General features: G+C 66.6%; 13 protein-coding genes. 4 read left to right on the forward strand and 9 right to left on the reverse strand.

The window, feature by feature from the left end; genetic code table 11:
* Positions 1 to 64 precede the first annotated feature (64 nt).
* A complete protein-coding gene (gene dnaB, locus AC5Y30_RS07075; protein ID WP_499917365.1) occupies positions 65 to 1,441 on the reverse strand; it encodes a replicative DNA helicase in 1,377 nt (458 codons plus the stop codon).
* A 289-nt stretch (positions 1,442 to 1,730) separates the two neighbouring features.
* On the opposite strand from dnaB, the gene AC5Y30_RS07080 reads away from it, so the two are divergent.
* Positions 1,731 to 1,976: a hypothetical protein gene (locus AC5Y30_RS07080; RefSeq protein WP_499917366.1), complete on the forward strand. Its 246-nt coding sequence runs from the start codon at positions 1,731 to 1,733 to the stop codon at positions 1,974 to 1,976.
* On the opposite strand, the gene rplI is transcribed toward AC5Y30_RS07080, so the two are convergent.
* The 8 genes from rplI to AC5Y30_RS07120 all read right to left on the reverse strand — a co-directional run bounded on the left by rplI (position 1,973) and on the right by AC5Y30_RS07120 (position 9,179).
* Positions 1,973 to 2,431 (reverse strand): 50S ribosomal protein L9, encoded by a 459-nt coding sequence (rplI, locus tag AC5Y30_RS07085; RefSeq protein WP_065029504.1) that lies wholly within the window; start codon positions 2,429 to 2,431, stop codon positions 1,973 to 1,975. The two genes, AC5Y30_RS07080 and rplI, sit on opposite strands and share 4 nt — an antisense overlap.
* A 30-nt stretch (positions 2,432 to 2,461) precedes the next feature.
* Entirely contained in the window at positions 2,462 to 2,716 is a 255-nt protein-coding gene (rpsR, locus tag AC5Y30_RS07090; protein WP_003874730.1) for a 30S ribosomal protein S18, read from the reverse strand.
* 43 nt (positions 2,717 to 2,759) lie between these two features.
* Positions 2,760 to 3,284: a single-stranded DNA-binding protein gene (locus AC5Y30_RS07095; RefSeq protein ID WP_499917367.1), complete on the reverse strand. Its 525-nt coding sequence runs from the start codon at positions 3,282 to 3,284 to the stop codon at positions 2,760 to 2,762.
* 89 nt (positions 3,285 to 3,373) lie between these two features.
* The gene (gene rpsF, locus AC5Y30_RS07100) at positions 3,374 to 3,664 is read right to left on the reverse strand and encodes a 30S ribosomal protein S6 (protein ID WP_007771721.1); all 291 of its coding nucleotides are present in this window, start codon (positions 3,662 to 3,664) and stop codon (positions 3,374 to 3,376) included.
* A gap of 134 nt (positions 3,665 to 3,798) precedes the next feature.
* Positions 3,799 to 4,440: a DJ-1/PfpI family protein gene (locus tag AC5Y30_RS07105; RefSeq protein WP_499917368.1), complete on the reverse strand. Its 642-nt coding sequence runs from the start codon at positions 4,438 to 4,440 to the stop codon at positions 3,799 to 3,801.
* Complete coding sequence (locus AC5Y30_RS07110) at positions 4,437 to 6,098, reverse strand: glycosyltransferase family 87 protein (protein WP_499917369.1); 1,662 nt, start codon at positions 6,096 to 6,098, stop codon at positions 4,437 to 4,439. The genes AC5Y30_RS07105 and AC5Y30_RS07110 overlap by 4 nt, the downstream gene beginning before the upstream one ends.
* A complete protein-coding gene (locus AC5Y30_RS07115; RefSeq protein ID WP_499917370.1) occupies positions 6,095 to 8,752 on the reverse strand; it encodes a transglycosylase domain-containing protein in 2,658 nt (885 codons plus the stop codon). The genes AC5Y30_RS07110 and AC5Y30_RS07115 overlap by 4 nt, the downstream gene beginning before the upstream one ends.
* Positions 8,745 to 9,179 carry a DUF5318 domain-containing protein gene (locus AC5Y30_RS07120; protein ID WP_499917371.1) on the reverse strand — a complete coding sequence of 145 codons (435 nt, stop codon included), beginning with the start codon at positions 9,177 to 9,179 and terminating at the stop codon, positions 8,745 to 8,747. The genes AC5Y30_RS07115 and AC5Y30_RS07120 overlap by 8 nt, the downstream gene beginning before the upstream one ends.
* Positions 9,180 to 9,299: 120 nt before the next feature.
* Here AC5Y30_RS07120 and AC5Y30_RS07125 point away from each other — a divergent pair, with 120 nt between their 5' ends.
* The 3 genes from AC5Y30_RS07125 (at position 9,300) to AC5Y30_RS07135 (ending at position 12,039) form a co-directional block, all read left to right on the forward strand.
* On the forward strand, positions 9,300 to 10,178 hold the full coding sequence (locus AC5Y30_RS07125) for a DUF1707 domain-containing protein (protein WP_499917372.1): 879 nt from the start codon (positions 9,300 to 9,302) through the stop codon (positions 10,176 to 10,178).
* A gap of 155 nt (positions 10,179 to 10,333) precedes the next feature.
* Positions 10,334 to 10,876, forward strand: coding sequence for a PadR family transcriptional regulator (locus tag AC5Y30_RS07130; protein WP_499917373.1), 543 nt, complete (start codon positions 10,334 to 10,336; stop codon positions 10,874 to 10,876).
* Between the two features lie 56 nt (positions 10,877 to 10,932).
* Positions 10,933 to 12,039 (forward strand): inositol-3-phosphate synthase, encoded by a 1,107-nt coding sequence (locus AC5Y30_RS07135; RefSeq protein ID WP_499917374.1) that lies wholly within the window; start codon positions 10,933 to 10,935, stop codon positions 12,037 to 12,039.
* Positions 12,040 to 12,127 lie beyond the last annotated feature (88 nt).

Below are 12,127 nucleotides of genomic sequence, written 5' to 3' on the forward strand. Positions count from 1 at the left end.
CGCCGCAGCCGAAAGTCTTGCAATTAGGGAAATTTCGCCGTCTACCACCACGTTCGCTGCTACGTCAGCGCGCCATGTTGGTGAACCGCGACAGGTGCAGCTGGTGCGCGACCGTCACCGTCTTGGTGGGGCCGTTGCGGTGTTTGGCGAGAATGAAATCCGCCTCTCCCCCGCGTGGATCATCGCGCTCGAACGCGTCCGGGCGGTTCAGCAGGATCACCATGTCCGCATCCTGCTCCAGGGAACCGGATTCGCGAAGGTCCGACAGCATCGGCTTCTTATCTGTGCGCTGCTCGGGACCGCGGTTCAGCTGGCTGATCGCGACGACGGGCACCTCGAGCTCCTTGGCCAAAAGCTTGAGTTGGCGCGAGAATTCGGATACCTCGAGTTGTCGCGACTCGACCTTCTTGCCCGACGACATCAACTGCAGATAGTCGACGACGACCAGGCGCAGGTCGGATTTCTGCCGCAGCCGACGCGCCTTGGCGCGGATCTCCATCATCGTCAGGTTGGGCGAGTCGTCGATATACAGTGGCGCCTCGCTGATTTCGCTCATCCGCCGCGCCAGCCGCGTCCAGTCCTCGTCGCTCATGCGACCGGACCGCATGTCGGCGAGTTTGATCTTCGCTTCCGCCGACAGCAGCCGCATGACGATCTCGGACTTGCTCATCTCCAGCGAGAAGATGACGCTGGCCATGCGGTGCTTGATCGAGCATGATCGCAAAAAATCCAGACCCAGCGTCGATTTCCCCACCCCGGGCCTGGCCGCCACGATGATCATCTGGCCGGCGTGCAAACCGTTGGTCACCTCGTCGAGTTCGGTGAAACCGGTTGGGACACCGCGCGCCACACCGCCGTTGGAGGCGATGGCATCGATCTCGTCCATGGTCGGCTGCAGCAGATCCTCGAGCGGAACGAAATCCTCCGACGTCCGGCGCTCGGCCACCTCGTAGATCTCGGCCTGCGCGCGGTCGACCACCTCGGCCACGTCGGCACCCTCGGCGCCCGCGTAGCCGTACTGCACAACCCGGGTGCCGGCCTCCACGAGGCGCCGCAGGAGCGCCTTTTCGGCCACGATGGTCGCGTAGTAGCTCGCGTTGGCCGCGGTCGGCACCGTCGAGATCAGGGTGTGCAGATAGGGTGCCCCACCGATGCGACGCAGCAGGTTGCGCCGGTCCAGTTCCGCGGCGACCGTCACTGCGTCGGCTGGTTCGCCGCGCCCGTACAGGTCCAGGATCGCGTCGTACACATTCTGGTGGGCGGGCCGGTAGAAGTCGCCGGGCCGCAGCCGCTCGAGGACGTCGGCGATGGCGTCCTTGCTGAGCAGCATGCCGCCAAGCACCGCCTGCTCGGCCGCCATGTCCTGGGGTGGTTGCCGCCCGAAGTCCTCGCTCGGCGGCGGGGAATCCATGCCTGACGCCAAGTCATCGACGACCGCCACGGGTTCCCTCCTCCCCTGGTTCACGCATCCGAACATACATTCGATAGCCGACAGCGAGCGTAGGTCAAGACCCTGACAACCTGCGCCGCACAGCACCCGTACGCCCGGCGCCGGGACGACGTTAAACGTTGCTGGCTAGTACGCAAAGGGGGTGCTGTTCATGAAGGTGTGCATCGTGTGTGCATATCCGTCGACACCTGTGTTGAGCGGGGTGTGGAGAACCTGTGGATTAATGCAAAGGGTTGGGACATCACTGCAGATACCGGCCATACAACGGCATCAAAATCGTGTGGACAAGAATCTCTACGGCGTGTCGCCGCAGGTTACTGCGCCGGGCGTGTTGGCTTTCCGCCATATTTTCCCAGCGTTACGGGCCGGTAAAGCGCCCCCGGGAAACGCACCCCAGAAATTGTTCGCCAGCGCGCGCGTCCGCGATCCGCACCAACGGATGGCGCCCTCGCGGCCGCAGTACAACGAAGCCCGGCGGCGGCCGATCAAGGCCACCGCCGGCAACGAGCAAACGTCGCGTGCTTAGCTCTGCGCGACGACCTCGAGCGCGACCTCGACGTCGACCTCGGGGTGCAGGTGCACCGCCACCGGGTGGGTCCCGACGGCCTTGATGTGCGATTTGGGCAGCCGCACGATCCGCTTGTCCAGGTTGGGACCACCGGCCTTCTTGATCGCGGCGACGACATCGCCGGCGGTGACCGAGCCGAACAGTTTCCCGGAATCGGCCGCGGTCTTGACCGGCAGCGAGACCGGTCCGAGCGCCTCGATCGCCGTCTTCAGTTCGTTGGCGTGCCCGAGGTCGCGCACGGCCTTGGTTTCGCGGGCCCGGCGGATATCGTCGGCCTGCCGCTGCGCGCCGCGGGAGGCCACGATCGCCAGACCGCGCGGGAGCAGGAAGTTGCGGCCGTAACCGTCCTTGACCTCGACTGTGTCGCCGACGGTGCCAAGGTGGTCGACGTCAGCCGTCAGAATCAGCTTCATCGTTTCGTACTTTCGGTAGGCCTGCGGCGACTATCGCGCCGAGGAGGTAAAGGGCAGCAGCGCCACCTCACGGGCATTTTTCACCGCGATGGCGATGTCACGCTGGTGCTGCACGCAATTGCCGGTGACCCGACGCGCCCGGATCTTGCCGCGCTCGCTGATGTACGTACGCAGCAGCGCGGTGTCCTTGTAGTCGATCGCTTGATCCTTCTTGGCGCAGAAGACACACTTGCGTGCCTTGACCGGCTTTTCTGGAGCCGGCCGCCTCTTGTTGGACTTGGCCATGTCTGTCTTTCTTTCCGTTCTCTATTACTGAAGTTTTGTCGAATCAGAAGGGCGGTTCGTCGTCCCCGCCGCCGAACGAACCCGATGCGGGCGCACTGCCCCACGGGTCGTCCGCGGGTGCGCTGCTCGCCGGCGCCGATTGCTGGCGGGATCCACCGCCACCGCCACCGCCGAAGCCGCCGCCTCCACCGCCACCGCCGCTGCGGCTGGCCTTGTTGACCTTGGCTGTGGCGTACCGCAGCGACGGGCCGATCTCGTCGACCTCCACCTCGACGACGGTGCGCTTCTCACCTTCACGAGTCTCAAAAGAGCGCTGCTTGAGCCGGCCCGTCACGATCACCCGGGCACCACGCGTGAGGCTCTCCGCGACGTTCTCGGCAGCCTCGCGCCAGATGTTGCACCGCAGGAACAGCGCCTCACCGTCTTTCCATTCCCCGCTCTGGCGGTCATAGATCCGCGGCGTCGACGCCACGGTGAAGTTCGCGACGGCGGCACCCGACGGGGTGAACCGCAGTTCGGGGTCGGCGGTCAGGTTTCCGACGACGGTGATAGTGGTGTCACCAGCCACAATTTCCTCCTGGGGCCGCTTCTGAGACGGTGTCCTGGCTGAGCCTACGCAAGTCCACCCACGGTGGACCCGCGACGCAGCCGAAGCTGTTAGTGCTTGTCGGTGCGCATCACCTTGGTGCGCAGTACCGACTCGTTGAGGCTCAGCTGCCGGTCGAGCTCGGATACCGTCGCCGGCTCGGCCTTGAGGTCGACGACGACATAGATGCCTTCGGCGTGCTTGGCGATCTCGTAGGCCAGGCGGCGCCGGCCCCAGATGTCGACCTTGTCGACGGATCCACCATCTTTGCGGACGACGTTGAGGAACGTCTCCAGGGATGGGGCCACGGTGCGTTCGTCGAGCGTGGGGTCAAGAATGACCATGATTTCGTATGGACGCATGGAAACCTCACCACCTCCTCTGGTCTCAAGCGGCCACGGGCATTCCGTGGCAGGAGGGTCGCCTGCGTCGGCAACCGGATCAGGCTACCGGATAGTGGGCTGACCAGAAAAATCCGGCTGATTTGGCAACCTCGCTATTGCCGGGCGGCCAGGTATTCCTCGGCTCTTGCCACCGTCGCGGGAGCCGCCTTGGCGAGCGCGCCCGAGTCGAAGGGCGGGTGCGGGTCGTATTCGATGAGCAGCTGAGCCGCCTGTGCGGCCTCGCGATCGACGAGCAGTTCCACCAGCCGCAGGGCCATGTCGATGCCGCTGGACACCCCGGCGGCGGTGATGATCCGCTGCGGCAGGTGTTCGACCACTCGCTCCGCAACGTAGCGGGCGCCCAAACCATTGAGGAGTTCGGCGGCCCGCCAGTGGGTGGTGGCGGTGAGCCCGTCGAGCAGGCCGGCCGCGGCCAGCAGCAGCGCGCCGGTGCACACCGAGGTGGTGAACCTGGTGTTGGGGTGCACCGCCTGCAGCCACCCCCGGATGGCCTCGTCGTGAATCAGCTGCCGGGTGCCGATGCCGCCGGGGAACACCACCACATCGGGAGCGCCCACCTCCTCGAAGGTGGCGTCACAACTGACGCCGAGCATTCCCTTCTCGGTCCGCACCTCACCGCGGTGGTGCCCGACGAACACGACGTCGATCGACGGAATGCGTTGCAGGACCTCGTACGGACCCACCGCGTCGAGTGCGGTGAATCGGGGAAAGATCGGGATGGCGACCTGGGTCATGACCTGGCGCCGCTTGCCAGTGCGGGTTGCTCGTCGGCTTCGTCGTCGGACGCCGGGATGCTCGAACGGCGCGACCCAACCGGTCGCAGCCAGTCCGGCAACCAGCCCGGCGGGGCGTCAGCCGCGCGGTCGAACGGTCCGCCCGCCGGATCGTCCGCCCGCGCGCCCCATCGCACCAAATCCTCGCCGGGGCGGTATATCTGGCGAATCACCAACGCACACAAGACGATAACCGCGACGTCGCGCAGCAACACGGTGGTGGTGAAGAACTGTTCGGGCAGCGAGCGGTTGGGGTTGCCGTACAGGTAATACATCCGCGGCACCCAAACCAGCGCGTCGACGGTCATCCATGCCAGCAATAGCCGCCGGTGCGGCAGCGCGAGCACCGCCAGCGGCACCAGCCACAGCGAGAACTGTGGGCTCCACACCTTGTTGGTCAGCAGGAAGGCCGCGACCACCAAGAACAACAGCTGCGCCACCCGCGGCCGCTGTGGTGCCGTCAGCACGATGAAAGCGATTGCGGCACAACACGCCACGAACAACACCGCGACGACGGTGTTGAGCACTGTCGGCGGCTGCCAGAAACCGAGCTTGGGATCGAATCCCCGCCAACCGGTGAAGGACTTGATGACGTTGTACAGCGAGTCCATGTCCTCGCCGCGCCGCGTGTTGAGCCGGAAGAACTCCGACCAGCCGCGGGGGAAGAACACCAGCACGGGCAGGTTCACCACGAGCCAGGTCACCCCGGCGGCCACCGTCGTGCGGACCCACGCGCGCAGCTGCCCGGTCCGGATTCCCAGCAGCAGCATCGGGCCCAAGAACAGCAACGGATACAGCTTCGCCGCGGCACCCAGGCCAATCAGCACGCCGGCCGGCACCGGTTTTCGTCGCGCCCACGCCAACAGCCCGGCCATCGCGAAAGCCGTTGCCAGCGCGTCGAAGTTGGTGAATATCTGAAAGATCAATATCGGCGAGCCCGCCACAAAGGCGGCGTCCCAAATCCGCCGCCCGGCCAGGCCCGCAGTCGCCCAGACGGTGGCCAGCCAGGCCAGCGCCAGCCCGAATGCCGCGATATCGAAGAACATCACCACCTCGGCGACAACCGGAAGCGGGGCGAGCTTGCTCAGCGCGGTGTAGGTCTTCGCCAGTGCCATCGACACGTACTGATAGACCCCCGTCAGCACTGGATACTCCATGTAGCGCACCGCGGGCCGGCCGTCGTAGCGGATCTGCTGGGCGCCGGTCGAGTCGGTCTCGATCCAGCTCGATTTGTAGGGAAACTTGCCTTGGCTCAACAACTCTGCGCTGTAGAGCGGCACGGTGTCGGAGTAGCACAACTCGTAGTAAGCGCGTTGGTTGTCCCAATTGGCCACCCGCTGATCGCCGGTCCCGGTGCCGGTGCTTTGCAGGCAGGCCGCCTTCGTCGACCAGCCCAGCGCCAGGAAGACCAGCCCGATCATGAACATCACCCGCAGCGGGGTCATCAGCCGCGAGCGGCCGATCAACGCGTGCCGGCCCACCGGACCACCGACGACGTCGGCGAGCGCGGCGCCCAGAAAGTCGTTGCGGCTCGGGCAATCTCGGGTGTCGGCGCTGCGCAGATCCGCCGCCAGCGGCTGCGGTGAAGTGGTCGCGCCGACCCCCGCGGCGTCGGTCACGGTGGCGGTTGCGGCGCTTGGGGTCCACCCGGCGGGACGCCACCACCCGGGGGGCCACCGAACGGGGGGCCGCCGAATGGGCCGCCCGGCTCCGGACCAACCGGCGGGCCGCCGGGCGCCGGTGGCGCCGCGGTGATCGTCGTGGGCGGACCGACCGGAATGGTGATGCCCGGCGCCACTTCGATGGTGGGCTGGATGACGGTCTCCGAGGGCGGCGGTGGCGGCGGTGGCGCGACAGGCACGCCCGCATAGCCGCCGATCTCGGTCGGCTTCGGGAAGGATTCGTTGGAGGTGCCCTTCAGGGCCCCGTCCATGGTGGATTTCCAGATGTCCGACGGCAGCCCCGAACCGTAAACCGCTCCGCCCGAAGCGGTTACCAGCGGGCTATCGCCTTTGGCCGTGCCCACCCACACCGCCGTTGACAGCGACGGCGTGTAGCCCACCATCCAGGCGTCCTTGTTCGAGGTGGTGTCGCCGAGTTGGGTGGTGCCGGTCTTGGCGGCCGACGGCCTACCGCCTGCCAGCGCGTGGCCGCGGGAGTAGGCGGCGATCGGCACCATGGCCGCGGTGACGTTGTCGGCGACGGCCTTGGGGACGCGTTGCTCGCTCTTGTTGTCGGAGTTGGCGGCGTCGAAGAGCACCTGGCCGTCGGAGTTGACGACCTTCTGCACGAAGTGCGGTTGGTGATAGACGCCGGAGGCGGCCAGCGTGGCGTAGGCCGAGGCCATGTCGAAGACCCGGGTTTGATACTGGCCGAGCACAATTCCGTTGTTCGGTGGGCCGCCCTTGCCGTCCTCGGACAGGGTGTGGTCCACGCCGGGGAAGCTGGTGGCGACACCGGCTTGGTGCGCGGCGTCGGCGACGGCCTGCGGGCCGCCCTTGAGTTTGAGCATCAGCCGGTAGTAAGAGGTGTTCAGCGACATCTTGAGCGCCTGGGCGAGGTTGCAGGTCCCGCAGCTCTCGCCTTCGACGTTGGTGATCTTGATGCCATCGACCGTCAACGGGGAACTGTCGACCTGATATCCCAGCCCAATGCCCTGTTCGAGTGCGGCCACCAACGCGAACACCTTGAACGACGACCCGGTCTGCAGTCCGGCCTGAGCGAAGTCGAAACCGTTGGCGTCGGTGCCGCCGAAGTATGCGCGGATCGCGCCGTCGTGCGGGTCGACCGAGACCGCCGCCGAGCGCATATCGGGGTCCTGGCCGTCGAGGTACTTCGACACCGCCTTCTCCGCGGCCTGCTGAGCCTTGGGATCGATGGTGGTGGTGACCTGCAGGCCCTGCGTGTTCAGGGTGCGCTCGTCGATGTTGAACAGCTCCATCAACTCTCGGGTCACCTGACGCTCGATCAGCCCGTTGGGCCCGGTCGTCTGGTTCTGCGCGCGCGCCTGATCCGGCGGCACGGTCGGCGGAAACTGCTGCGCGGAACGGTCATTCGAAGACAGCGCCTTGGTTTCCACCATGCCGTCGAGCACCCACGCCCAGCGCGCACGGGCGCCCTGCGGATCGACCGCCGGGTCCAGTGTCGACGGGCGCCGGATGAGCGCCGCCAGCAGCGCGCCTTCGGAGACGGTGAGCTGTTCGACGGGTTTGTTGAAGTAGGCCTTGGCGGCGGCCGAAATCCCGTACGCGCCCCGGCCGAAGTAGATGATGTTCAGATAGGCCTGCAGCACTTCGTCTTTCGACCACTCCCCCGACATCTTGGTGGCGATGACGAGTTCCTTGGCCTTGCGCATCAGGCCGCTGACTCCGTGCTGGGCCGATCCGACCAGCGCGTTCTTCACGTATTGCTGGGTGATCGTCGACCCGCCCTGCAGGTCACCGCTACCGAACAGGTTGTTGTTCACCGCCCGGGCGAAGCCGCTGAAATCGAACCCGGGGTTCGAGTAGAAATTGCGGTCTTCCGCGGCGATCACCGCCTGGCGCACATGCACGGGAACCTGGTTGATGTTGACGTCGACCCGATTGCCCTCCGGCGGAATGATCTTCGCGATCTCCGAGCCATCGTTGGCCAGGATCGTCGAAACCTGGTTGGTGCGAAGGTCTCCCGGCTTCGGAATGTCGACGATGAAGTAGGCCATCGCGAACGTGACGATCGGCAGCAGCACCAGCACCGCCGCGCCGATGTAAGCCCCGCGCCGGACCCACAGCCAGTTGATCCGCTCGGTCCAGGCCCAGTCGCGCCACGGTGGGGCGGGCCGCCCGCCGGGGCCGTCAGGGCCTCCCGGACGCCCGGGGCGCGGTGGCCCTGGGGGCGGTCCGCCGGGCGGACCACCGCCGAGGCTGGCCCGCTCCTGCCGGCCGGACGCCGGACCCCGGCCGTCCAGTGCGGCCTTGACCTCGTCGAGCGCGTCGCGCCGCAGAGGCGTCGAAGGGGGGCCGGCCAGCGCGGCTTTGACTTCCTCGATGGGATCGGAGCGCCGGGGCGCCCGGTCATCTCTGACCGGCGGCAGGATCGTCGTCATCCGATCATCGGGCGGGGCCTGACGGCGACGGTTGATCGTCGGCGGCGGCTCCCGGCGCTCGGGATCCCGCCTATCGGCGGCCGGGCGGTCGGGCCCCGGACGCTCGTCAGCACTCTGATTGCCCACACGCTCAGTCGCTGGCCCACGCTGGTCACCGGACGACTGACTGTGGCGTCCTTCGTTATTCAATGGCCGTGCGGGCGTTGTTGCGCGCCGTCCGCGTGCGTCCGGTGCCCCTGGGCGGAGGTGCCGGGCGCGCGGCGCCGAGCACATACGACTTGACGAGATGGTTCCAGCTGCAGGTCCGGCAAACCTCCACCACGTGGACGGCGAACTCGTCGAAGCGGGTTGCCAGCATCACCAATTCTTCGGCCGTGCGCGCTGAGCCCGACACCGCGCCGAGGTGTTCCCCGAACACCCATGACACCAGCGTCAACTGCTCCTTGCGGCAGATCGGGCACATGACCTGGCTCGGTTTCCCGTGAAACTTGGCGGCGCGCAGCAGATACGGGTTCGCGTCACAAACCTCGGACACGCCGGTGCGGCCCGAATACACCTCGGCCAGCAGTGAGCGCCGCCGGAGCGCGTAGTCCACCACTTGTCGCTGCAGTCGCACGCCCACCAGAGTACGTCGCCATCCCGAGCAGGGATACGCAACCGAAGCGTGGCGGTCCGTCCAAGGGAGTCGACGGCGGTTCCTGCGCCGAACCGGGACCGGACTTCTACGATCATCCCCGTGGCGAAATGGCTCGGGACACCGCTGGCGCGCGGCGCGACAACGACTACCCGCGCCAAGGACACCGACCGCCAAGACACCTGCACGCTCCTCGACGACGCCCTGGCCGATGGCGAACTCTCCGCCGAGGAGCACCGGGAGAGGGTGAGCGCGGCCACCAAGGCGGTGACGCTGGGCGAGTTGCATGCCCTGCTGGACGATCTGCAGACCAATGCCGGGCGGCCACAGCCCGCGCTCGGCTCGGGGCCGAAGGTGCCGCGAGTCGGCGGGTGGGGGGTCCTGGCCGCCGCCTTCGTCGTGTCGGTGTTGCTGGGCATGGGGATCGGGTGGGGGCTGTACGGGAACACCCGCTCGCCGCTGGACTTCACTACCGACCCGGGAGCCAAGCCGGACGGCGTCAACGCCGTGGTGCTGACGGCGCCGACACAGCTGCACTCGGTCGGCGGGCTCACCGGGCTGTTCGAGCAGATGCGCAAGCGGATGGGGGACACCATCGGCTATCGGCTGGTGATCTACCCGACCTACGCGGTGTTGGACCGCCCGGACCCCTCCGACGACCGCCGGAAACTGGACTACACCTACCGCGGCGGCTGGGGCGATCCGACTAGTTCGGCCAAGAGTTCCACGGACGGCCCCGTCCCCGTCGACCTGAGCAGATTCGACGTGACCAAGACGGTGGGCATCATGCGCGGCGCCCCCGAGACGCTGCACATGAGGCCGTCTGACGTGAAATCCACGTACCTGATCGTCGAGCCGGCGACCGATCCGACCACTCCGGGCGCGCTCTCGCTGTCCGTGTACGTCTCCAGCGACTACGGCGGCGGACACGTCATCTTCTCGGGTGACGGCACCGTCAAGCAGACCAGTCTGCCCACGTAAAGGCCGGTCCCCCGGCGCTTTCCGCGCCCAGGCTGTGTGACGAACTCCAAACCAACACTTGGTGGTGTTGTGGCTAATATATCGAGACGATACGATTGCGCGAGGCGTCGAACCGTCGTAACCGGCCACGCAAATCCTTCAGGGAGGTGATTCGATTGCTGGAGCTTGCCATTCTGGGTCTGCTGATCGAGTCGCCCATGCACGGCTATGAGTTGCGCAAGCGGCTGACCGGTCTACTCGGCGCGTTCCGGGCGTTTTCGTACGGATCGCTCTACCCCGCCCTGCGGCGCATGCAGAGCGAGGGGCTGATTGCCGAGAATGCCGCCCCGGCCGGGACGCCGGTTCGGCGGGCCCGGCGTGTCTACCAGCTGACCGACGAGGGCCGCCGGCGCTTCGGGGAGCTGGTGTCGGACACCGGTCCCCACAACTACACCGACGACGGCTTCGGGGTACACCTGGCTTTCTTCAACCGGACTCCGGCAGAGGCGCGGATGCGCATTCTGGAAGGCCGCCGCCGTCAGGTCGAGGAAAGGCGGGAAGGTCTGCGCGAAGCCGTTGCGCGGGCCAGTAGCTCGTTCGACCGCTACACCCGCCAGCTTCATCAATTGGGGCTCGAGTCAAGTGAACGCGAAGTCAAGTGGCTCAACGAGCTCATCGCTGCGGAGCGGGCTATGCCCGGCCTCTCCGAGCAAAAGTAAACCCCGGCACGAACGCAGCATCCCAGTCAGTGGTTAGAGGTTAGGAGAACGCCCATATGAGTGAGCATCAGCCGCCAAAGGCGGAAGGAGCGCAGTCGGAGGTACGAGTCGCCATTGTCGGCGTCGGTAACTGCGCGTCTTCGCTGGTTCAGGGCGTGCAGTACTACTACGACGCCGATGCCAACAGCACCGTGCCCGGTTTGATGCACGTGAAGTTCGGCCAGTACCACGTCCGCGACGTGAAGTTCGTCGCCGCGTTCGACGTGGACGCCAAGAAGGTCGGCTTCGACCTGTCCGAGGCGATCTTTGCGTCGGAGAACAACACGATCAAGATCGCCGACGTCCCGCCCACCAACGTGACGGTGCAGCGCGGCCCGACGCTGGACGGCATCGGTAAGTACTACGCCGACACCATTGAGGTGTCCGACGTCGAGCCCGTCGACGTGGTCGCGGCGCTGCGTGAGGCAAAGGTCGACGTGCTGGTGTCCTACCTGCCGGTGGGATCCGAAGAGGCCGACAAGTTTTACGCCCAGTGCGCCATCGACGCAGGCGTGGCGTTCGTCAACGCGCTGCCGGTCTTCATCGCCTCGGACCCGGTGTGGGCCAAGAAGTTCGCCGATGCCGGCGTCCCGATCGTCGGTGACGACATCAAGAGCCAGGTCGGCGCGACCATCACCCACCGCGTGATGGCCAAGCTGTTCGAAGACCGCGGCGTGCAGCTGGACCGCACCATGCAGCTCAACGTCGGCGGCAACATGGACTTCCTCAACATGCTCGAGCGCGAGCGCCTCGAGTCCAAGAAGATCTCCAAGACGCAGGCCGTCACCTCCAACCTGCAGCGCGAGTTCAAGACCAAGGACGTGCACATCGGCCCGTCCGACCACGTCGGCTGGCTCGACGACCGCAAGTGGGCCTATGTGCGGCTCGAGGGCCGCGCCTTCGGTGACGTGCCGCTGAACCTGGAGTACAAGCTCGAGGTGTGGGACTCGCCGAACTCCGCGGGCGTCATCATCGACGCGGTGCGCGCCGCCAAGATCGCCAAGGACCGCGGCATCGGCGGGCCGGTGATTCCGGCGTCGGCCTACCTGATGAAGAGCCCGCCGCAGCAGCTGCCGGACGACATCGCCCGCGCCCAGCTCGAAGAGTTCATCATCTCGGGCTAAGCACCCTTTCGCCCGCGAACGTCGAGTTGTTGCGGCGGCAATGCCCCATAAGGCAGCCCAACAACTCGACGTTCGGCCGGGGTCGGTG

The sequence above is a fragment of the Mycobacterium sp. NGS27 genome, assembly GCF_059813005.1.